Source organism: Streptomyces rubellomurinus (assembly GCF_000961885.1).
In the GTDB taxonomy this organism is placed as follows: domain Bacteria; phylum Actinomycetota; class Actinomycetes; order Streptomycetales; family Streptomycetaceae; genus Kitasatospora; species Kitasatospora rubellomurina.
Map to the genome: position 1 here is coordinate 36,125 of NZ_JZKH01000048.1, position 21,500 is coordinate 57,624.

Here is a 21,500-nt window from a genome sequence, read left to right on the forward strand (position 1 = left end):
CAACGGCGAGGGCCGGGCCGGCACCCGTGTGGACGGGTGCCGGCCCGGCCCGCGCGCGTCAGCGGGCCACGGGCTACGGACACCTCTCGTCGATCTTGTACTGCAGCGCCCGCGGGTAGTCGTGCCGGCTGAGCCGGACGCGGGCCAGGATCGGCGCGTGGTTGAGGTCGTCGCCGGGGTCGGCGATCTCCGCCAGGAGCGCGTCGAGCTCGGCGTGGGTGCTGACCTCGCGCCCGTGCATCCGGTCCTTGTCGGTGCCGAAGACCTCGGCCAGCTTCTCGTACCGCCACGGGTGCAGCACGTTGTAGAAGTCGGCCCCGTTGGACGGCCTGTCCTTGTAGTAGCAGGGGCTGACCAGCATCTGCTCGATGCCGTAGAACCCCTCGTTGTCCAGGACGAAGACCACCGGCCGCAGGTGGTGGCGCACCTGGGTGGACAGCTCCTGGCAGATCTCCTGGAACGAGCCGTCGCCGACGAACACCAGCGGCCGCTTCATCGGCTGCTGCCGGCCCAGCGCCACGCCGGTGGCCGCGCCGACCGAGTAGCCGATGGACAGCCAGCTGTTCTGCGCCAGGAAGCCGGCCCGCTCGGTGATCCGCAGGTTCATCGAGCCGAGCAGCGCGAACGCCGCGTCCGAGACCACGGTGAACGGCGAGGGCGCCTGCGGGTCCCCGCCGGTGGCCCGGTGCTCCAGGAAGTGGTTCATGTGCGCGAAGAAGCTGTCGTACGTCAGCTCCGCCGGGTACTCGGTGGCGCTCAGCGAGTCCAGGAAGGCGGCCGTGCTGGCGGGGACGTCCAGGCCGGCCGCGTGCGCCAGCGCGAAGTGGTCGGCCGGGAAGGTCCGCCCGCTCAGCGCGTCGCGCAACGCCCGGATGAACCGGCCGAGTTGGACCTCGGGGAAGTACTTGGAGCCGACGCTGACGCCGTCCCGGGCGGCCACGATCCAGTCGTCGCCGATCGACTGCTCGCCGCCGAGGTTCTTGGACGTGGACCAGGTCCCGAGGCCGATCCGGCACCCGGCGTTCTGGAAGGTCTCCCGGATCTCGGGCAGGCTCGCCCTGCCGTTGTAGACCCCGGCGAAGCGCGGATGCCGTTCGGAGACCACGGACTTCGCGCCGACCGTGGTGCAGAACTGCATCTCGGTGCTCTGCACGAAGTCCAGCAGCTCGTCCTCCAGGCGGTGGCGGACCAGTTCCTCGCCGGCCCAGACGATCGGGGTGCCGAACGCGTCGATCAGCGCCACCGCGGCCTTGACGGCCTTGGCCAGCATCTCCTCGTTCCGCTTGGTGAACGTCCGTCCGTGCGCCCGGAGTTCGCCCTGCGGGGGCGCGCATGGCGCGTGCCAGAGGTCCTCCATCACCTCCAGGTAGACGGGCTTGCGCTCGGTCAGGCAGGCGGTGATCGCGCTGTCGATCTGGGAGGGCGCGAGCCCCGGGTTGGAGAGCAGCTGCGCGTCCACCGTCACCTGCCGGTAGACCGCCAGGTTGCTCTCCCGGCGCGGGCTCATGTGCGAGGTGAGCAGGCCGACCGCCTGCTGGTTGAGCCACTGCTCGTACGAGGGCGCCGCGTTGATCGCGATCAGCGGCACGTCCTCGACGTAGGCGCCGCCGATGGCGTTGAGCAGGCTGAACGCGCCCACCCCGTAGGTCACCGCGACGGCGCCGACGCCCACCTCGCCCTTCTCCGGGTCCGTGTCGGCGGCCCGCACCCGGGCGTAGGCGTCCGCGGCGTAGCCGCCGCCCATCTCGGTGGGGGTGCCGATCCAGCGCACGCCGGTGGTCTCCTGCATGATCGTCAGGAACGGGCCGAGGAAGTCGCCCGGCACCCCGAACAGGTACCGGATGCCCAACTGCTCCAGCCTGGTGGCCAGGTAGCGCGCCACCGTCCATTCGTCGCCGCTCATCGGGTCATCGCCTCCTGCCGGCTCTCCCGGCTCTCCCGGCGGGCCTGCGCCTCGGGCCGGATCTCCGGCTGCGCCGGGGGCGGCGGCGGGGGCGCCTCGTGCACGGCGATGGCCGCCCGCACGGCGGTCTCCACCGCGCCCTCGATCCAGGCGTGCTTGAGCGAGACGTGCTCGCCCGCGAAGTGCACCGGGCCCTCCGGCTTGACCACGTCGAGGTGGAAGCTGGTCATCTGGTGCGGGGTGTACACCGCCGCCTCGCCGAAGGCGTACGGGTCGCGCAGCCAGCTCTGGGTCTTCCCGCAGCCGGTGTAGAACACCTCGATCCGCCGGCCGTGCACCGACTGGAGGTTGCGCAGCGCGTAGACGTAGCGCTCGTCGTCCTCCATGGAGTCCCAGCGCACCGCGTCGTCCGACCAGCTGTAGCTGGCCAGCACCACGCCGCCGCCCTCGCCGCCGGGCACCGGGTGCGAGGGGTAGTACATGAAGCGGTTCGGGTTGTCGGTGGTCGAGCCGCCGCCGAAGCAGTTGGTGGCCGGGCGCACGCTGGCCCGCAGCAGCGGGGTGTGCTCGTAGACCTCCCGCTGGCCCCGGCTGATCCGGCGCTCGTCCACGCTCGCGTGCGCGCCGAGCAGCAGGTCCGGCAGGTTGCGCGGCGGCCGGTGGCCGTTGTGGGCGGCGGCCGCGGCCGCCTCCGCGTCCTCCTCGCCGGCCCGCTGGTAGAACTCGTACAGACCGGGGGCGATGGAGTCGAGCTCGGTCTTCCAGTCCGCCTCGGTGAACTCCCACCAGCGGCGGGAGAACTCCAGCAGCACCTTGGTGGCCTGGTCGTAGTGGGTCTCGATGATCGAGCGGCGCTTCTTGTACGAGAACGGGGGAGTGACCTGGACGAACCGCAGGGCGGAGAACGGGACCGTGACGATCGCGAAGTCGCCCTTCCAGACCTCGGGTTCGGCGTTCGGGTCGTCCTCGGGGACGGTCAGCACGGCGACCTGCGGCCCGGTCGGGCCGACGTGCCGGGCGCCGCCGCCGTCCCGGCGCGGGTCCCAGTACTCCATCCGGATCATCCGCTCGCCCATCCGCAGCTCGTCCTTGAGCTCCTCGGCGAGCGCGCGGGGCAGGTTCCAGCTGCCGCCCTCGATCTCCCAGTAGGTGGCGTTCGGGTTGATGTCGCTGCGGCCCAGGAAGGTGTGGAAGAACGCCAGGTGCAGCCGGGAGGTCATGTTCTCGATCGTGCCGATCGCCTCGACGGCCTCGTCGCTGAAGCCCGCGTACTCGCGCAGGAAGCGGCCCATCGAGTAGCCGTCGAAGTCGTGGATCACCCGGGCCCAGCCGTCCAGCCACTCGTCGAACGGCTTGTTCACCCGCTTGCCGTCCTTGATCACCGAGTAGTAGTCGCGGACCGGCTCCAGGGCCTGGTTGACCATGTCGGCGGCGGTGATCCGCACCTCGTCGCCGGTGAGGTGGAAGCCCTCGTTGACGCAGCTCGGGTCGGCGGCGTACTCGCGCCGGCGGGCCTGGACCCGGTTGGTGCGGATCCAGGAGTTGAAGCGCTTGGCGGGCTCGCGGAAGTCCGGGCTGTCCGCGCCGTACGTCCAGACCTTGCCGGGCTCGAAGGACTCGTAGACCACGGGCGGGACGGGCGCGTTCTGGTTGCCGGTGTCCGGATCGACGTCGACGTTGAAGAACAGCTGCCGGTTCAGGCCGAGGCTGTCGACCAGGGCCAGGGTGAGCGGGTGGAAGCTGGGCAGCCGCATCGCCCCGGCCTCCGCGTACTGCATCGGGTCGCGGAACGGCCCGTCCGGCTCGCCGTCGGCGGCGCGGAAGGTCTTGATCCGCCCGCCCACCCGGCTGGCGTTGGCCTCCAGGATGGTGACGTTGTGCCCGGCGTCCTTCAGCAGCTTCCCGGCGACCAGGCCGGCGATGCCCGCGCCGACGATCAGCACGTCCTTGCTCTCGTCCGCCGGCGGGATGCCGTCCTTGATCAGGACGTCGAGGTAGCGCAGCTTCAGGTCCCGGTCGTCCGGGCCGACCAGCAGCAGTTCGCGCGCCAGCTGCCGACAGGTCTGCCAGCGGGCCCGGTCCGTGGCCGTGCCCTCGATGACGGGGTTCTCACTCATCGCTTCTCCTCGCGGCTCAGGAGCCGACCGGCTCGTTGGGAAGGTCCTTGCCCTCGGCGAGCAGCCGCAGCGTGCTGATCGAGGGGGTGAAGGCGTAGAGCGCGCCCGTCGTACGGACGAAGCGCTTCATGTCGACCGTGCCGTGGGTGCCGTCCGCGAGGGCGATCGAGGCGTGGCCGGCCAGGCCGGTGACCTTGTCGAAGCCGTTGTGCGGGTGCGGCGTGGGGGTGTCGAGGCCGGGCGTGAACTCCGGGTCGTTGGACCAGTGCCGCTGGACCAGCTCGAACTGCGCCTCCAGCGAGGTGCCGTAGCAGACGAACATCAGCCCGCGGTCCTTGCCGTCGTCCGCGCCGCCCGGGAACTCGGGGCCGTACGGGATGCCGCGGCGCATCACACGGTGGCTCCTCGGCTTGTGGTCGCCGACGCCCGCGAAGGCCCGGGGGTGGGTGCGGCGGATGTGGGCGACCCAGGGGGTGTGCTCGCCCACGGGGTCGTTCTCGTAGTCGAAGTCGTTGCGGTCGCCGCCGAGACCGGCCACGGCGCTGACCGGCGGGGCGAGCGGCGTGCCGTTCTTCTCGCGGCCGACCAGGCAGGCGCCGAGCCGGTTGGCGTCCATGGTCCCGGTGAACTGCTTGACGCCGTCCACCACGGCCTCGTTCCAGCCCGCGACGTCCTGGCGCAGCCGGCGCACCACCTGGAGCGAGCCGTTCTTCATCCACGCCGGCGCCTTCCGGTCGCCCATCTCGCTCTTGTGGCCGAAGACGAACTCGCCCGGCTCGATCAGCTCGCTGCCGGCGCGGTTGTCGCGGAACCCCTTGTGCTCCGGGTCCTCCCGGTGGAAGTCCTTGACGCCGGGCTGGGAGATGCCGTCCTTGTAGCCGAAGTGCTCGTGGCCCTTCATCGCGCCGGTCAGGGTGCGGCCGTGGTCCATGTGGACCCGCTTGATCCCGTGCGTCTGCTCGACGGTGTCGAGGTTCCTGAGCTTCTCCTGCAGCAGCTCGTCGGTGTCCGCGGCGACGATCAGGACCGCGTGCACGACCTTGTCGCCCGTCCCGGCGCCGAACAGCCAGTGCCCGGGGTCGCTCTCGGCGGTGTCCCCGAGGTCCTTGGCCCGGGCGGCCGCGCCCGCGCAGAACGCCGTGAAGGTGCTCAGGTCCTTCCTCACCTGGTCGGGCTTGACGGCGACGGTCAGCAGGCCCTCGAAGGTGAGCGAGACCCCGCAGCGGACGACCGCCGCGACGGGGTCGCGGCCGAAGGCCCGGCGGGCCAGCGAGAACTGCTCGTTGAAGTCCTCGGTCTCGCTGGTCGTCGCGACGGTGTTGAGGATCGCGGCGAGCCAGCCGCGGCCCTTGGCGGCGTCCGGGAAGTGCAGGTAGCGGAAGTCCGTGAAGTCCTTGTTGAACGCGGCCAGGACGTTGCCCTGGATGTCGGTGTTCGTGCGCAGCTTCGGCTGCGGCAGCTGCTCGATCGAGGGCACGGCGGTGGGACGGGTGGGGGTCGTGGTCATGCTGGGGTTCCTCGCGATGGTGGGCGGGCAGGCACAGAAGTCACGAAAGGTGAGAGGCCTGCTACCCAACGTAGCTTCGTCGTCGAGAGTCCTGTCAACCGGTGGTGGCCCGCTCGACGGGACGGCGCGGAATAACCCGGTGCGGCGCGCGGCGGGCCTTCCCTAAGCTCTCCCACGGACACGCGCCGCCTCCCGTTCGACCGGGCCCCGCGGCGCGCCCGAACGACACCGGAAGCAGCGGAAGGGGGGAGCGGCCGTGACCGCGCAGCGCACCGCCGCACCCTCCCCCGCGTCCCGGTTCGAGGTGATCCTGGTGTCCCCGCTCGTGCGGTGCCCGCTGCGCGGCCGGCACCGCTGGAGCCCGACGGCCTCCTGAGACCCGCGGCCTTCGCCGCCATCGCCCGTCCGGTCGGCGAACCGACCCCCGACGTGCCGTCAGCTCACCGATCGCGCGCCCCTCCTCCTTCCGCGGTACTTCCGAAAGGGCACCCGGGCCATGCGCACCACCACGAGCACCAGCACCAGCACCGGCACCACCGCCAGCACCGGCACCATCGCCGCCGTCCGCAACCTCGGCATCCTCGCCCACGTCGACGCCGGCAAGACCACCGTCACCGAGCGGATCCTCTACCTCGCCGGCGAGACCCACAAGCGCGGCGAGGTGCACGAGGGCACCACCGTCACCGACTGCCACCCGCAGGAACGCGACCGGGGCATCACCATCTTCGCCGCGGCCGTCAGCTGCGCCTGGAACGGGCACCGGATCAACCTCATCGACACCCCCGGCCACGTCGACTTCGCCGACGAGGTCGAGCGTTCACTGCGCGTGCTGGACGGCGCCGTCGCCGTGTTCGACGCCGTCGCCGGGGTCGAGCCGCAGAGCGAGTCGGTGTGGCGGCAGGCCGAGCGGCACGGCGTACCGAGGATCGCCTTCGTCAACAAGCTGGACCGCGCCGGCGCCGACCTCGACACCGCGCTGGCCTCCATCCGCGAGCGCCTGCACCCGCAACCCCTGGCCGTGCAGCTGCCGATCGGCGCCGAGGACGCCTTCACCGGCGTCGTCGACCTGCTGCGCCTGCGCGCGCTCACCTGGGCGGACGACGCCCTGCGCGAAGGGCCCGTCCCCGAGGACCTGGCCGCCGAGGCCGCCGCCCGCCGGCACGCCCTGGCGGAGACCGTCGCCTCCCTCCACCCCGGCGCGCTGGAGGAGTTCTGCGCCGCCGGCACCCTGAGCGCAGCCACCCTCGCCGCCGCCCTGCGCGAGCTGACCCGCACCGGCGAGGCCGTCGTGGTGCTGTGCGGATCGGCGTACCGCAACCGCGGGATCGAGCCGCTGCTGGACGCCGCCGTCGCCTACCTGCCCTCCCCGCTGGACGTCCCCCCGGTCGCCGGCGTCACCGGTACGGCCGACGACACGCCGCAGCAGCGGGCCGCCGATCCCGAACAGCCGTTCACGGCACTGGCGTTCAAGGTGAACGTCACCGCCACCGGACGGCTGACCTACCTGCGCGTCTACGCCGGCCGACTGGAGAAGGGGGACACCGTGCTGGACACCACCACCGGCCGCCCCGAACGCGTCTCCCGGATCCTGCGCGTGCAGGCCGACAGCCACCGCGAGAGCGACCACGCCGTGGCCGGGGACATCGTCGCCGTGATCGGCCCCAAGGCGGCCCGCGTCGGCGCCACCCTGTGCGCGCCCGCCGCGCCGATCCTGCTGGAGGCGCCGGTCAGCGCCGAGCCCGTCGTCACCGTCGCCGTCGAGGCCCGGCGCACGGCCGACACCGACAAGCTCGCCCAGGCGCTGGCCCGCCTGGCCGAGGAGGACCCGTCGCTCCGGGTGCGCACGGACGCCGAGACCGGGCAGCGGACGCTGTCGGGGCTGGGGGAGCTGCACCTGGAAGTCGCCGTGGAGAAGATCCGCCGCGAGCACGGCGTCGACGCCGTGACCGGCCGCCCGCAGGTCGCCCACCGCGAGCGGCTGGTCGAGGGCGTGACCGGGTTCGTCCACCGGCACGTCAAACAGGAGGGCGGCGCCGGCCAGTTCGCCCACCTGGTCCTCGACGTGCAGCCGGGCGGGGAAACGGAGGACTTCGTGTTCGGCTCCACCGTGATCGGCGGCCGCGTCCCGCGCGAGTACGTCCAGGCCGTGGAGGCGGGGTGCCGCGAGGCCCTCGCCGAGGGCCCGCTGGGCGGGCACCCGGTCACCGGCGTGCGGGTGACCCTCACCGACGGCAGCACCCACCCCAGGGACTCCTCCGACCTGGCCTTCCGCACCGCCGCCCGCCAGGGCCTGCGCGAGGCACTGCGCGCGAGCCGCCTCCAACTCCTGGAGCCGGTCGCGGAGGTGACGGTGACCGTACCGGAGGACGCCCTCGGCGCGGTGCTCGGCGACCTCGCGGCGCGGCGCGGCCAGATCCGGGAGACCGGCCCCGGCCGGGTCGCGGCGGTGGTCCCGCTGGCCGAACTGTTCGGCTACGCGAGCCGCCTGCGCAGCCGCACCCAGGGCCGCGGCACCTTCACCACCCGCCCGGCCGGCTACGCGCCCGCGCCCGGCGCGTGAACCGGCCCGGCTGCCCCCGCCCCCGCCCCCGCCCCTGCCGCGGAGCGGGGGCGGCCGGCCTCCCGCGTGCGGACTCGCCTGTCCGGTCAGGGAGTTGGGGGCGAGCGCGACCGAACAATTTCCTCACCGAACCGGCGAAGGCCTGGCGCCGGGGCGCCCGCCGCTGGATGCTGGGGTGATGGCGATCGATCGGATGACGACCCCGACAGCCGTCGAGCCGGCCTTCGTGCGCCGTGCGGCCCTGGGCGCGACGGGCGTGGTCCTGGCAGGGGCCCTCACCACCGCGTCGGGGGCCTGGTGCTCACCCCAGTGGAAGGCCGGTTGGCTGATCACGGGTCTCGGCGTGATCGCCGGAACCGCCGTGTGGCGGCGGCGGGTCCGCCGAGTCCCGCAGACCGAGCGGAAACTGCGCGCATCGACCGTCGTCGCCTTCCTGATGGCCGTCCTGGTGTGGGTCGGTAGCGCACTGTTCGCGCTCTGCCTCAGCGCCTGGCTCCACGGCCGCGACCTCGACGACACCGCGACGCTCAAGGTCCCGGCCCTGACGGCGGAGTGCGATTCCACCGGGGACCGCGGGCAGAAGTGCTTCTACACCTACGTCGTGAACGGCCGGACGTACCACGGCACGGGCGAGCACGGAGGGTCCCTCCCCGTGACCCTCCGGATCGACCCGGCGCACCCCGGGGACCTGGGGAGGGCGGACAACACCTACCAGCTCCTGTGGATCGCCATCGTGCTCTCCGCGCTGGTGGCCGGAAGCTCGGCCTGGGGGCTGGCGGACTCCGAACGGGGCCTCACCCGGCTCCGGTCCGCCGGGGCGGGCGGACAGCCCGGGAGCGCCACCGCCCCCGCTGCCGGTGAACCCCGGCTCGGCCCGGAGGGCGTTCGGCAGGGATGAGGGGCGCCTGCTCACGAGTCCCACGGGTACTCCGGCGGCCAGCGGTAGCCGAGCTTCTCGGCGGCCGCCGGCGAACCGCCCCAGACCTGCGCCGTGGCACGGGGATCCTCGGAGGTCAGCCGGGCTTCGAGTCGCTCCGCCTGGCCGACCGGGTCGTCCGCGGTTATCGGCAGCCTGATCCCGAACTGGAGCCAGTGGTCCTCGCGCTCGTCACAGCCGCGGGGATGGCGCAGCACGACGTCGATCCGGTCGGGTTCGTTCCAACCGTCCCAGATCGCTTCGAGTTCGCAGTCCCACGCGGCCAGCCCGCTGCCGTCTCCCGTCAGCTTCGCCTCGAGCAGGTCGGCGACCATCGTGCCGGGCCACTGCCACCTGCGGTCCGCCTCGGCCCGGGCGACCTCGGCGTCGTACTGGGCGGCGGAGAACCGGCAGGCGGGCAGGCCGAAGTCGTCGTCCATCGGATTGCGCCAGCCCGTCCAGAGCACGTGCTCCGCCTCGCGCCTGATCGTCACGTGGACGGCGCCGCAGCACTCCTCCGCGCATCCGGTCGTGGCGATGCGGACCTCGCGAGGGGTGGCGGTGGCCCGCAACGGCCCGGCCGAACCCAGCAGGTGCCTCGGTCTGACGCTCCGGTAGCGGGAGCCGGCGAACACGTCCCGTCCGCCGATGATCGGGCGGACCTCCAGCCCGACCTCGGCAGCCGGCGGGCAGATGATGCGCAGTTCCAGAACGTCCACGGTGTCGGCCACCGACCGATCATGGTCGACCTGGCCGGCCGCTGTCATCCGCATTACCGCGGCCTGCGGGGCGGTTGACCGCTGTCGCGGGCACGGACCCGGTCGCCAGGAGAACCTGGAACCGAGTCCGTGCCGCAGGAATCCCGTGCCGAACGCCCGCTCAGAGCTTCTCGCACTGCCCGGTGCGCGGGCCGCTGACGGTGTCGGGCCGGCCGTCGTCGCTCGGCGGCGGGGTGTTGCCCGAGCAGGCGAGGGAGCCGGCGATGGTGTTCGCCGCGATCCGGGCCCGGTCGTCGTGCGGGAACGGGCCCGCGCCGCTGGTGCCGTCGACGACGGTGCTGCCGCCGATCCGGTTGTCGACGAGCGCCAGCCCGCCGGCGTTGTCCGTCAGGACGACCGAGCCGTCGATCCGGTTGCCCGCGCAGCCCTCGTCGACGGGGTCGCCGATCGCCACGAACCCGCTGGAGCCGTCCACTTCGACGGACCCGGTGACGGTGCTCGCGCACACCCCGAGGAAGGCGGCGCCGTGCGAGACGAGGCTCCCGACCGTCGAGCGGGTGACGAACAGCGCCGCTCCCGGCTCCGCCACCACCGCGTCGGCCGTGGCGTCCACCAGGCAGGTGCTCGGCCCGGTGGCCACCACCGACCCGGCCGGGCCGGTGATCGTCCGCTCGCAGCCGATCTGCTGCGAGCGGCTCTCCACCGCGCCCGGCAGGTAGTCGTCGTCGCCCGAGTACTGCGCGGTGACGGTGTGCGTCCCGGGCAGCAGGTGGGACCAACTGATCTGCGTGGACGAGCAGTTGGTGCCGCCGCCCGGGGCGAGCCGGCCGGTGCCGAGGGTCGTGCCGCCGTCCGCGAAGGTCACCGTGCCGGTCGGCGCGGCGGCCGGGCCGGTGCTGGGCGGCGCCGGGCAGACGGTGTCGGTGAAGGTCACCGGGCTGCCGAAGGGGGCCGGATCGGCGGAGGAGTCGAGCGTGGTGACGACCGCGGCCCGCGTGACGTCCTGGGTGAGGACGTCGGAGGTGGCGCCGAGGTCGCGGTCGTCGCCGGTGTACTCGGCGGTGAGGTCGTGCGGGCCCACGGCGAGGGCCGAGGTGCTCAGCGTCGCCAGGCCGCAGCGGGCACTGCCGTCCGGCTGAAGGGGCGAGCTGCCGAGCACGGTCGCGCCGTCGCGGAAGGTCACCGAGCCGGTGGGGGCGCCGGCGCTCGCCAGGACGGGGCAGACGGTGGCCGTGAAGGTCACCGGTTGGCCGTAGCCGGAGGGGTTGGCGGAGGAGGACAGGGCGGCGGTGACCGGGCGCTTGCCGATGTTCAGCAGGACGTCGACCGAGCTGTCGTCGCCCGCGACCACGTCCGGCTTGCCGTCGCCGTTGAGGTCGCCGACCGCGAGCCGCGCCCCGAACGCCGAGATCCGGTAGTCCTGCCGCGGCTGGAAGGTGCCGTCGCCGTTGCCGGGCAGCACCGAGACGTTGGCGTCGTTGAGCCCGCCGGCCAGGTCGAGGTGGCCGTCGCCGTTCAGGTCGACGACCGCCACGTCGGCGGGGAAGCTGCCCTTGTCCAGCGGGAACTCGGTCGGCGCGCCGAAGGTGCCGTCCCCGTTGCCCGGCAGCACCGCGAACGCGTCGTCACCGGCGGCCGCCACCACCAGGTCGGGGTGCCCGACGCCCCGCAGGTCGCCGACCGCGACTCCTCGGGGGAACTGGCCCACCGGGTAGTCGTGCCGGGGCTGGAACGTACCGTCGCCGTTGCCCAGCAGCACCGAGACGGTGTGGTCGTGGCTGTTGGTGACCACCAGGTCGATCCGCCCGCGGCCGGTGAGGTCCGCGAGCGCCAGGCCCTCCGGATCGTTGCCCACCGGGTAGTCGTGCCGCGGCTGGAAGGTGCCGTCGCCGTTGCCCAGCAGCACCGAGGCCGTGTTGTCGTTCTTGTTGACGGTCACCAGGTCGAGCCGCCCGGCGCCCCGCAGGTCCGCCGCCGCGAGCCCGGTCGGGGACGCCCCCACGTCGTAGCTGTGCGCGGGCTGGAAGGTGCCGTCGCCGTTGCCGAGCCGCACCTCGACCGAGCCGACGTTGCTCGTCGGGTGCGCCCCGGCGACCACCGCCAGGTCCGTCCGCCCGCTGCCGGTGAACCGCGCGGCCACCAGCTGACCGGGCTCGTCGCCCACCGGGAGGGTGCTCGGCGCGCCGAAGGTGCCGTCACCGTTGCCCGGGAACAGCGAGACGGTGTTGTCCATGTTGTTGCCCGCCACGATGTCCAGGTGGCCCGTCCCGTGGAAGTCCCCGAGCGCCACCTCGAACGGATAGTGCCCCGCCTTGTACGCCACCTTCGGCGCGAACAGCGGCCCGGCCGGCGCCGCCGCGCCCACCGCGCCGGCCGACCCCACCACCCCCGCCGACCCGGCCACCGCCACCAGCACCACCGCGAGGAGCGCCCGCAGCGACCCCCCGATCCACCGCATCCTGCCCATCCACCTCTCCCTCCGGCCACCGACCCGAGCGGACCCGACAGGGACCGGTCGGTCACGAACGTCTCCGATGCTCGGCCATCCCCCCACCCACCCCCGTCAGCGACACCCCGGCCCCGCCGCCGGCGGCGTGCGGCACCCGGGCGGATCCGCAACCCGTTCGGCGCACCGGGATCGTCGTGGCGCCCGAAGCTTCCCAGACTCGGAGGCGAGGGGGTGGACCCAACCGGAGAGGCATCCTCATGAGCATCGGGCTCCGCCGCGTCCTCGCGGTCACCGCCGTCGTGTCCCTCGGCCTCGGCGCCGCGTCCTGCGGCAGTGCCAAGCAGTCCTCCGGCGGCGGCTCCTCGGGCGGCGCGAGCGCGAGCGGCGGCGCCGCGGTGGGCGCCGTCCGGATCGGCCTGCTGCTGCCGGAGACCAAGACCACCCGCTACGAGCAGTTCGACCGGCCGCTGCTCGAGAAGAAGATCAAGGAACTGGCGCCGCAGGCACAGATCGACTACTACAACGCCAACCAGGACGCGACGCTCCAGCAGACCCAGGTCGACACCGCGCTCACCAAGGGCGACAAGGTGCTGATCCTGGACGCGGTCGACTCCAAGGCGATCCAGTCCTCCGTCCAGAAGGCCCACGACGCCGGCGTCAAGGTGCTCGCCTACGACCGGCTCGCCCAGGGCCCGGTCGACGCGTACGTCTCCTTCGACAACCACAAGGTCGGCGAACTGCAGGGCCAGGCCCTGGTCGCCGCGGTCGGGGACAAGGCGGGCGCGGGCGAGATCTTCATGATCAACGGCTCGCCCACCGACCCCAACGCGGCCGACTTCAAGGCCGGCGCGCACAGCGCGATCGACGGCAAGCTGAAGGTCGGCAAGGAGTTCGACACCCCGCAGTGGGACCCGAACACGGCCAACCAGGAAGCCGCCGCCGCGATCACCGCGATCGGCGCCGCCAACGTGGTCGGCGCCTACTCCGCCAACGACGGCATGGCCGCCGGTGTCGCGACCGCCCTCAAGGCGGCCGGCCTCAGCGTCCCGCTCACCGGCCAGGACGCCCAGCTCGACGGCATCCAGCGGATCGTCGCCGGCACCCAGACCATGACCGTCTACAAGCCGCTCAAGCCGGAGACCGACGCGGCCGGCCAGATCGCGGTCGGCCTCGCCTCCGGAAAGCCGCTGGACTCCACCCTCGTGCCGACCACGGTGACCAACGGCAGCGGCAACACGGTGCCCGCCAACCTGCTCACCCCGATCGTCGTCACCAAGGACAAGGTCAAGGACACCGTGGTCGCCGACGGCTTCTACACCGTCGCCCAGATCTGCACACCGGACTACGCCGACGCCTGCAAGGCCGCCGGCCTCCAGTAGCAGCCGGAACCTCCGAAGCCGAACACGCCCCGCCTCCACGAGGGAGGCGGGGCAAGGGAGTTGGTCACTGTGGCAGGTGAGACCGTACTGGCCCTGCGCGGGGTCTCCAAACGGTTCGGCGCCGTCCAGGCGCTCACCGACATCGAACTGGAGGTGCACGCCGGCGAGGTCGTCGCCCTGGTCGGCGACAACGGCGCCGGGAAGTCCACCCTGGTCAAGGCGATCGCCGGCGTGCACCAGCCCGACGAGGGCGTCATCGAGTGGCAGGGCAGGCCGGTGACCATCCACCGCCCGCAGGACGCCCAGCAGTTGGGCATCGCCACCGTCTACCAGGACCTCGCGCTCTGCGACAACCTCGACGTGGTCGCGAACCTCTTCCTCGGCCGCGAGATCCGCCGCCTCGGCATCCTCGACGAGGTCGCCATGGAGAAGCGCTCCCGGGGCCTGCTCGACACCCTCTCCATCCGCATCCCCAGCGTGCGGATCCCCGTCGCCTCGCTCTCCGGCGGCCAGCGCCAGGTCGTCGCGATCGCCCGCGCGCTGATCGGCTCGCCCAAGGTCGTCATGCTGGACGAACCGACCGCCGCCCTCGGCGTCGAGCAGACCGCCCAGGTGCTCGACCTGGTCGAGCGACTGCGCGAACAGGACCACGGCGTGATCCTGATCAGCCACAACATGGCGGACGTGATGGCCGTCGCCGACACCGTCGCGGTGCTGCGCCTCGGCCGCAACAACGGGGTCTTCGACAAGCGCTACACCAACCAGGAAGAGATCATCTCGGCCATCACCGGCGCCACGGACAACGCCGTGACCCGCCGCAGGGCCCGGGGCCAGGAGGGTTCCCAGTGAGCGACCACATCCCGGGAAACACCCCCGGCGGCGAACCCGGGCGCGACCGCGTCCCGCTGCCCGAGGACTCCATGCCCACCGGCGGCGTCAACGCCCCCGTCCCGGTGGCCCCCGAGGCCACCCCCGCGGTCGACCCCCGGCTGATCGTCCGCCAGGAGGGCATCAAGGGCTACCTGGCCGAGTTCCGCCGCCGCGTCAGCAGCGGCGAACTCGGCTCACTGCCCGTCGTGGTGGCCCTGATCGTCATCTGGGTGGTGTTCGGCAGCCTCAACAGCAGCTTCCTCTCCGCCCAGAACCTGTCCAACCTCTCCCAGCAGATCGTCGGCACCGGCATGATCGCGCTCGGCGTCGTGTTCGTGCTGCTGCTCGGCGAGATCGACCTGTCGGTCGCCTACGTCAGCGGCCTGTGCGCGGCCCTGTTCGCCGTCCTGAACGTCAACAACGGCGTCAACCAGTGGGTCGCACTCCTCGTCGCCCTCGCCAGCGGCGCCGCCGTCGGCGTCATCCACGGCCTCTTCTTCGCCAAGGTCGGCGTCCCGGCCTTCGTCGTCACCCTCGCCGGCAACCTCGGCTGGAACGGCCTGATGCTGCAGGTCCTCGGCGCCACCGGCACCGTCAACCTCTCCGGCAAGGACATCGTCTCCCGGCTCTACACCACCATCTACGGCCAGCAGATCGCCGCCTACGGCGCGGCGGTCATCGGCATCGCGCTGTTCGTCATCGCCTCCCTCGTCGACGCCGCCCGGCGCAAGGCGGCCGGCGTCCCGTACCGGCCGATGACCGACATCGTCGTGCGCACCGTCGTCCTCGCGATCATCGCCTTCCTCGCCGCCTACACCCTCAACCAGTACAAGGGCCTGCCGCTGGCGCTGCTGATCTTCCTGATCTTCATCGTGGTCCTCGACTTCGTGCTGCGCCGCACCACCTACGGCCGCAAGGTGTTCGCACTCGGCGGCAACATCGAGGGCGCCCGCCGGGCCGGCATCGACGTGGCCTGGATCAGGATCAGCGTCTTCAGCATCTGCTCCACCATGGCGGCGGTCGGCGGCCTCTTCCTGGCCGCGCAGATCCAGTCCGCCAGCCAGACCTCCGGCGGCGGCAACCTGCTGATGAACTCCATCGCGGCCGCCGTCATCGGCGGCACCAGCCTGTTCGGCGGCCGCGGCAAGACCTGGTCGGCCCTGCTCGGCGCCCTGGTGATCGGCTCGATCCAGTCCGGAATGAACATCGAGGGCCTGAGCAACGCCATCCAGTTCATGATCACCGGCGCGGTGCTGCTCGCCGCCGTCGTCGTCGACTCCCTCGCCCGCCGCACCCAGCGCGCCGCCGGCCGCGCCTGAACGGACGGACCGGCGAAAGGCCGCCGGCCCGTCCGGGCTCCCGACCGGCCTTCCCCGGGCCGGGCGGGTGCCGGCCCCGGGACGGACCGGCCCCGGGCGACCGCCCCGGGTGATCCCGACGGTGCGGGAAAGCCTCGCCGCGTCGCCGAGCGGTGCCGCCTACTGCGCGGCGGCGATGGACGTACTCGCGGCGCGGCACGCGCTGCTCGGCTCCGCCCAGTCGGACGCGCTGAAGGTACGTCGCGAGCGGGTGCGGGGTGCAGCGCGGGTCCAGCGAGGGGTACCGGGGGACGACGGCGTAGCCGTTCTCGCCGACGCCGCTCAGGTAGCGCCGGCGCCAGGCGTCGTTCATCAGCTCCCACTGGCACTCGCCGTCGCGGGGGACGAAGGCGTCGACGTACAGCAGGGCGGCGACACGCGCGGCGACCCGGTCGGCGGCCCGGCTGGCGGCTTCGGGCCGGGGCGGGACGATGGAGTGAACCGAAGCCGCCGTCGCCGCCGCGCACCGGCGCGCCGGCGGGAGGAGGTGGCCGGATGGACGCCGAGCACGACGTGCCGGAGGGCGAAGCCCCGCCCGACCGGGACCCCGCGATGGACCCGGGCGGGCTGCTGGACGTCCTGGGCGTCGCCGCCGTGGTGCTGGACGCGCAGGGCCGGATCGTCCTGTGGAGCCCGCAGGCCGAGGACCTCTTCGGCTACCGCGCGGCCGAGGCACTCGGCCACCCCGCCGCCCGAGTACTGGTCGACGAACAACACCGGGAACACGTGCTGTCACTGTTCGCCCAGGTCATGGCCGGCGGCGGGACGTGGGCCGGGGTCTTCCCGGTGCGGCACAAGGACGGAACCACACTGCTGGCCGAGTTCCGCAACATGCGCCTGGAGGACGTAAGCGGCCGGTACTACGCCCTCGGCCTGGCTTCCAAGCAGGCCACGCTGCGCCGCCTCGAACGGGACCTCGCACTGTCGTTGCGCCTGATGGAACAGTCCCCGATCGGCCTCGCGGTCATGGACACCGCCCTGCGCTACGTCCTGATCAACCCGGCGCTGGAACGCATCAACGGCATCCCCGCCGCCCACATCCTGGGCCGCACCGTCCGGGAGGCCCTGCCGTTCCTGGACGCCGACGCGATCGAGGCGGCGATGCGGGAGGTACTGGCCACCGGCACCCCGCTGCTGAACCAGTTCACCACCGGCCGCACCCACGCCGACCCCCACGCCGAGCACGCCTGGTCCGCGTCCTTCTTCCGACTGGAAGACCCCGCCCACCGGGTGATCGGCGTCGCCGTCTCGGTCGTCGACGTCACCGAACAGCACCGGGCCGCCACCGCCGCAGCCGCCGCCCGGCGCCGCCTCACCGTGATCGCCGACGCCGCCGAACGCATCGGCACCACCCTCGACCTCGACACCACCGCCCGCGAACTCGCCGACGTCCTCGTCCCGGAGTTCGCCGACATCGCCGCCGTCGACGTCCTCGAAGGCGTCCTCACCGACAGCCCGCCCCCGGCCGACAAGGGCGGCCCCACCCTGTTCCGGGCCCTCGCCGTCAAAGCCGGCTACCCCACACCCGCCACCGAGGCCGCCGACCCGGTCGGACAGATCGCCCGCTACGACGCCACCCGCCTGGTCGCCCGCTGCGCCCGCACCGGCCGCCCCGTCCTGCTCGCCCGCGTCACCGACCGCGACCTGCCGCGCATCGCCCGCGACGACCAGGCCGCCGAACGGCTCCGACAGGCCGGAGTCCACTCCTACCTGGCCGTACCGCTGCGCGCCCGCGGCCAGGTCCTCGGCGCCCTCGACCTCAAGCGCGCCCGCAACCCGCAGCCGTTCGACCACGACGACCTGGTGCTGGCCGGCGAACTCGCCGCCCGCGCCGCCGTCACCATCGACAACGCCCGCTGGTACCAGCGCCAGCGCCACGCCGCCCTCACCCTCCAGCGCCACCTGCTGCCCGGGCCGCTCCCGCGGCCGCCCGGACTCGAGGTCGCCTACCGCTACCAGCCCGCGGCGAGCGTCGGCGAGGTCGGCGGCGACTGGTTCGACGTCATCCCGCTGAGCGCCGACCGGACCGCCCTCGTCGTCGGCGACGTCATGGGCAGCGGCATCAACGCCGCCGCCACCATGGGCCAACTCCGCACCGCCACCAGAACCCTGGCCGGACTCGACCTGGCGCCCGCCGCCGTCCTCACCCACCTCGACCGCATCGTCGCCGGCCTCGGCGAGGCGATCGCCACCTGCGTCTACGCCGTCCACGACCCGCACCGGCACCGCTGCCGCATCGCCACCGCCGGCCACCTGCCCCCGGTCCACACCCGCCCGGGCCGCCCGCCGCTCCTCCTCGACCTGCCCACCGGCGCACCCCTGGGCGTCGGCGGCGTCGCCTTCCGCGACACCCTGCTCGGCCTCGCGGTCGACGACGAACTCGTGCTCTACACTGACGGGTTGGTGGAGACCCGCGACCACGACATCGACACCCGCCTCGCCGCCCTCACTGACCTCCTCGGCCGGCCCCGCCCCTCCCCGGAGGAGACCTGCGACCTCCTCCTCGCCGCCCTGCACCACCAGGGCGGACATGACGACGTCGCGCTGCTCGTCGCCCGCGCCCGTCCGCTGCCGCGCACGGGCAGGCCGGCGGGCCCGTGACGCTCAGCGCCGGTGCCAGGCGGTCAGCAGCTCGGCCTCCCGCTCGGGCGTCAGCGCCTGCGGCAGCGGCTCGAACGGCTCGATGTCCCGCGCGGTGTCGGCCACCGGACGCAGCGTCAGGCCGGTGGCGACGGCGGCCGCGGGGTCGCCGGTGCTGGTCGCCAGGGTCCGCGGGTCGGCGGACCACAGCGGCAGCGCGCGCTCGGGGACGCCGGCGGCCCGGAGGAAGTCGTCGTCCACCCAGGTGAGCGTGGTGCCGGCCGGGGCGACCGCCGAGGCCACGGCGTCGAGCAGGTCGCGCATGGTGAACGGCGGGGGAGTGGCGGCGTGGTAGGCGCCGGAGGCGCCCTGTTCGAGCAGGCCGAGCATCCAGGCGGCGAGGTCGCGGGCGTCCACGACCTGGACCGGCGCGCCGGGCCGGCCCGGGGCCAGCACCTCGCCGCCCCGGGCGAGGCGCTGCACCCAGTGGTCGAAGCGGTGGGTGTAGTCGTGGGGGCCGATCACGTACGTCGGGCGCACCAGCAGCGTGCCCGGCCCGAAGGCCTCCCGCGCCGCCCGCTCGCACTGGACCTTGAGGAGGCCGTACGTAGCGGGGGTGACGGCGTCGGGCTCCGGGCCGTCCGCCGGGAGCAGCGGGGAGTCCTCGGTGAAGGCCGGGCCGGCGGGGGTGTCGTACACGGACATCGACGACACCAGGAGGTAGCGCCCGGCGGCGCCGGGGTCGAGCGCGGCGGCCAACTCCCGGACCTGGCGCGGGAAGTAGGCGCAGACGTCCACGGTGGCGTCCCAGCTGCGGTCGCGGAGCACGGACAGGTCCGCGTCGCGGTCGGCGATGAGGTGGGTGGCGTCGGGGAGCAGGTCGGCACCGGAGCGGCCGCGGTGCAGCACGGTGACGTCGTGCCCGGCGGCGAGCGCCGCCCGGGCGAAGTGCAGACCGACGAACCGGGTGCCGCCCATGATCAGAATACGCATCAGGCCATCGTGGCAGGGCGACGGCCGCCGGACCATAGGGCGGCGTGCGGGACTGAGAACCCACCACGATGTGACGCTTGCGGCCGCGTTCGCGCACGTGTCGTACAGGGCGTCGCACCGGTACGCGGCATCCACGCTCGGGCTGCCTTCATGCATGCACCCGGCTGACGATCACCAACTGAGCCGCCTCGATCGAACTGAGGCCCACCGTAACCGGTACGACTACGGCGTCTAAGGTGGTGGCCCGTGACAGCAGCGAACGGGGCAGTTGTCGGGGGGCGTTACCGTCTCCTCGACCTCATCGGACAGGGCGGCATGGGCCGCGTGTGGCGGGGGTGGGACGAAACGCTCGGGCGGGACGTCGCCGTGAAGGAGGTGCTCCTTCCCGCGGGCGTCGCCGACGACCACCGCGAGCAGCTCCTCCAGCGCACCATGCGCGAGGCGCTCGCCGCCGCGCGGCTCAACCACCCGGGCATCATCACCGTGCACGACGTGGTCGAGCACGAGGGCGCGCCGGTCATCGTCATGGAGTACGTCACCGGCGCCTCGCTCGCCGCGGTGCTCGACCGGGACGGCGCCCTGCCGGTCCGGCGGGTGGCCGAGATCGGCATCGCGATGGTGAAGGCGCTGCAGCAGGCGCACGCGGCGGGGATCGTCCACCGGGACCTCAAGCCGGACAACGTCCTGCTGATGGACGAGCGGGTGATCCTCACCGACTTCGGGATCGCGCACATGGCGGACGCGACCACGGCCCTCACCCGGACCGGCGCCGTCATCGGCACCCCCGCCTACATGGCGCCGGAGCAGTTGGAGGGCAAGCCGCCGACCGCCGCCAACGACCTGTGGTCGCTCGGCGCGACCCTGTACGCGGCGGTGGAGGGCGAGGCGCCGTTCCACGCGGACACCTTCAGCGCCCTGTGCATCGCCGTGGTCACCCAACCCCCGCGCCCGATGCGGCGGGCCGGCGCGCTCGCCCCGGTGCTCGCCGGGCTGCTCGCGAAGCACCCGGCGCAGCGGCTGACGGCGGACCAGGCGCTCGCGGCACTGGAGTCCGTCCTGCGGACCGGGGCGGCCCCGGGCGTCCCGGCGCCGACCGTACCCGCGCCGCCGCTGGTGGCGCACGCCGCCCCGCATGCCGCCCCGCCCGGGTACCAGGCCCCGCAGCCGTGGGCCGGGCCGCCGCCGATCGGGAGCACCTGGGTGCCGCCGCAGCAGCCCGGCGCGGCGCCCCACCCGGCAGCCGCGTCCCCGGGTTCGAGCCCGGCCGCGGCCCGGACGGTGCGCTTCCTCGGTTGCCTGGCGCTGCTGTGGCTGGTCGGCACGACGCTGCCGTGGAACTACCTGGGCCGGATGCCGTCCTCCTTCGTCCCGACCGCGATCGGCACCACGGTCGTGGTCTCCCTCCTGCACGCACTGCCGCGCACGCGCCTGCACCCGGCGCTGATGTGGGTGCTCGTCTTCGGTTTCGACGTGGTGCTGTTCTTCGTCACCACACAGGTCGTCGCCGTGCAGATGCTGGGCCTCCGGACCCTGGGCTTCGGCGAGAGCCCGGTCGAGGTCCTGATCAACGTGCTGATCATCTCCACCGGCGCCTGGCTCCTCTGGTGGAAGATCCCCGGCAGCCGCCCCGCCTGACCCCGCCCCCCGACCCCGGCGGACCCGAACCGACCCGCCGGGGTCCGCCGTTCCCCGGCGGACCCATCCCGCGGGGCACCGCGCGCACGTAGCCGACAGCGCGGCGAGAGCGTCCTCGTCCTCGTCCTCGTCCGAGCCTGATGTGACAACGAGGACTAACTCGCTGGATGGCCGGCTCAATCGGCTCGACGACGAGGGGAGCGCCCTCGTCACCATCCGGGAGCGCGGGCCTCCAAGCCCGGCCCGCAGGCCGGGGTCCTGGCCGTAGGCCTCGTCGCCGGTCACCCACGACGCGGTGATTCCGGCGCCCAGCGCCTGCTCGATCATCTGCAGGGCGAGCCGGGGCTTGGTCGTGATGTCCTGGGCCCTCGCCGTCAGTTGTATCCGCGTGGTTAGTACTGCAACGGTGCTTACCGTGGCCTCGGCGGGCGCGTAGGCGATGTAGTAGGCGATCTTCGTGGGATCGGTGATGCTGCGGCGGGCCAGGGCCCAGTGCTTGCGGTCGGGGCGGTGC

The 21,500-nt window shown here is 73.2% G+C and carries 13 protein-coding genes and 1 pseudogene; 7 read left to right on the plus strand and 7 right to left on the minus strand.

Annotated elements, in window-relative coordinates:
- Window positions 1-73: 73 nt before the first annotated feature.
- From VM95_RS22530 to VM95_RS22540, 3 genes are read right to left on the minus strand one after another with little or no spacing between them, the layout of a single operon-like run.
- A complete protein-coding gene (locus tag VM95_RS22530; protein WP_045699776.1) occupies window positions 74-1,903 on the minus strand; it encodes an alpha-keto acid decarboxylase family protein in 1,830 nt (609 codons plus the stop codon).
- Window positions 1,900-4,020, minus strand: a complete 2,121-nt coding sequence (locus VM95_RS22535) for a flavin monoamine oxidase family protein (protein WP_052707501.1) — start codon at window positions 4,018-4,020, stop codon at window positions 1,900-1,902. Before VM95_RS22535 ends, VM95_RS22530 begins: the two co-directional genes overlap by 4 nt.
- A gap of 16 nt (window positions 4,021-4,036) precedes the next feature.
- Entirely contained in the window at window positions 4,037-5,527 is a 1,491-nt protein-coding gene (locus VM95_RS22540) for a Dyp-type peroxidase (protein WP_045699778.1), read from the minus strand.
- 496 nt (window positions 5,528-6,023) lie between these two features.
- Here VM95_RS22540 and fusA point away from each other — a divergent pair, with 496 nt between their 5' ends.
- Both fusA and VM95_RS22550 read left to right on the plus strand, forming a co-directional pair.
- Window positions 6,024-8,087: an elongation factor G gene (fusA, locus tag VM95_RS22545; protein ID WP_045699780.1), complete on the plus strand. Its 2,064-nt coding sequence runs from the start codon at window positions 6,024-6,026 to the stop codon at window positions 8,085-8,087.
- Between the two features lie 178 nt (window positions 8,088-8,265).
- Entirely contained in the window at window positions 8,266-8,985 is a 720-nt protein-coding gene (locus VM95_RS22550) for a hypothetical protein (protein WP_045699782.1), read from the plus strand.
- A gap of 11 nt (window positions 8,986-8,996) precedes the next feature.
- Here VM95_RS22550 and VM95_RS38985 read toward each other — a convergent pair whose 3' ends face one another.
- Both VM95_RS38985 and VM95_RS38990 read right to left on the minus strand, forming a co-directional pair.
- Complete coding sequence (locus tag VM95_RS38985) at window positions 8,997-9,734, minus strand: hypothetical protein (protein WP_244178896.1); 738 nt, start codon at window positions 9,732-9,734, stop codon at window positions 8,997-8,999.
- Window positions 9,735-9,882: 148 nt separating this feature from the next.
- Window positions 9,883-12,189, minus strand: coding sequence for an FG-GAP-like repeat-containing protein (locus VM95_RS38990; protein ID WP_052707503.1), 2,307 nt, complete (start codon window positions 12,187-12,189; stop codon window positions 9,883-9,885).
- Window positions 12,190-12,428: 239 nt separating this feature from the next.
- Between VM95_RS38990 and VM95_RS22565 the strand changes: the two genes are divergently transcribed.
- From VM95_RS22565 to VM95_RS22580, 4 genes are all read left to right on the plus strand, one after another.
- Window positions 12,429-13,550 (plus strand): sugar ABC transporter substrate-binding protein, encoded by a 1,122-nt coding sequence (locus tag VM95_RS22565; RefSeq protein ID WP_045699784.1) that lies wholly within the window; start codon window positions 12,429-12,431, stop codon window positions 13,548-13,550.
- 69 nt (window positions 13,551-13,619) lie between these two features.
- Window positions 13,620-14,399 carry an ATP-binding cassette domain-containing protein gene (locus VM95_RS22570; RefSeq protein ID WP_045699786.1) on the plus strand — a complete coding sequence of 260 codons (780 nt, stop codon included), beginning with the start codon at window positions 13,620-13,622 and terminating at the stop codon, window positions 14,397-14,399.
- A 71-nt stretch (window positions 14,400-14,470) separates the two neighbouring features.
- Window positions 14,471-15,739: a sugar ABC transporter permease gene (locus VM95_RS22575; RefSeq protein WP_045699807.1), complete on the plus strand. Its 1,269-nt coding sequence runs from the start codon at window positions 14,471-14,473 to the stop codon at window positions 15,737-15,739.
- Window positions 15,740-16,273: 534 nt separating this feature from the next.
- Window positions 16,274-18,379, plus strand: a complete 2,106-nt coding sequence (locus VM95_RS22580; RefSeq protein WP_078860357.1) for a SpoIIE family protein phosphatase — start codon at window positions 16,274-16,276, stop codon at window positions 18,377-18,379.
- Window positions 18,380-18,382: 3 nt separating this feature from the next.
- Here VM95_RS22580 and VM95_RS22585 read toward each other — a convergent pair whose 3' ends face one another.
- Window positions 18,383-19,351: an NAD-dependent epimerase/dehydratase family protein gene (locus VM95_RS22585; RefSeq protein ID WP_045699789.1), complete on the minus strand. Its 969-nt coding sequence runs from the start codon at window positions 19,349-19,351 to the stop codon at window positions 18,383-18,385.
- Between the two features lie 246 nt (window positions 19,352-19,597).
- On the opposite strand from VM95_RS22585, the gene VM95_RS38995 reads away from it, so the two are divergent.
- Window positions 19,598-20,986 (plus strand): serine/threonine-protein kinase, encoded by a 1,389-nt coding sequence (locus tag VM95_RS38995; RefSeq protein WP_157882166.1) that lies wholly within the window; start codon window positions 19,598-19,600, stop codon window positions 20,984-20,986.
- A gap of 234 nt (window positions 20,987-21,220) precedes the next feature.
- On the opposite strand, the pseudogene VM95_RS45680 reads toward VM95_RS38995, so the two are convergent.
- Window positions 21,221-21,346 (minus strand): annotated as a pseudogene (locus tag VM95_RS45680) (transposase); the annotation flags it as partial.
- Window positions 21,347-21,500: the final 154 nt, after the last annotated feature.

Excerpts from the sequence above, each read along its gene's own strand:
- VM95_RS22530 (WP_045699776.1), bottom strand. The coding sequence starts at position 1,903 with ATGAGCGGCGACGAATGGACGGTGGCGCGCTACCTGGCCACCAGGCTG.
- VM95_RS22535 (WP_052707501.1), bottom strand. The coding sequence starts at position 4,020 with ATGAGTGAGAACCCCGTCATCGAGGGCACGGCCACGGACCGGGCCCGC.
- VM95_RS22540 (WP_045699778.1), bottom strand. The coding sequence starts at position 5,527 with ATGACCACGACCCCCACCCGTCCCACCGCCGTGCCCTCGATCGAGCAG.
- fusA (WP_045699780.1), top strand. The coding sequence starts at position 6,024 with ATGCGCACCACCACGAGCACCAGCACCAGCACCGGCACCACCGCCAGC.
- VM95_RS22550 (WP_045699782.1), top strand. The coding sequence starts at position 8,266 with ATGGCGATCGATCGGATGACGACCCCGACAGCCGTCGAGCCGGCCTTC.
- VM95_RS38990 (WP_052707503.1), bottom strand. The coding sequence starts at position 12,189 with ATGGGCAGGATGCGGTGGATCGGGGGGTCGCTGCGGGCGCTCCTCGCG.
- VM95_RS22565 (WP_045699784.1), top strand. The coding sequence starts at position 12,429 with ATGAGCATCGGGCTCCGCCGCGTCCTCGCGGTCACCGCCGTCGTGTCC.
- VM95_RS22575 (WP_045699807.1), top strand. The coding sequence starts at position 14,471 with ATGCCCACCGGCGGCGTCAACGCCCCCGTCCCGGTGGCCCCCGAGGCC.
- VM95_RS22580 (WP_078860357.1), top strand. The coding sequence starts at position 16,274 with ATGGACGCCGAGCACGACGTGCCGGAGGGCGAAGCCCCGCCCGACCGG.
- VM95_RS22585 (WP_045699789.1), bottom strand. The coding sequence starts at position 19,351 with ATGCGTATTCTGATCATGGGCGGCACCCGGTTCGTCGGTCTGCACTTC.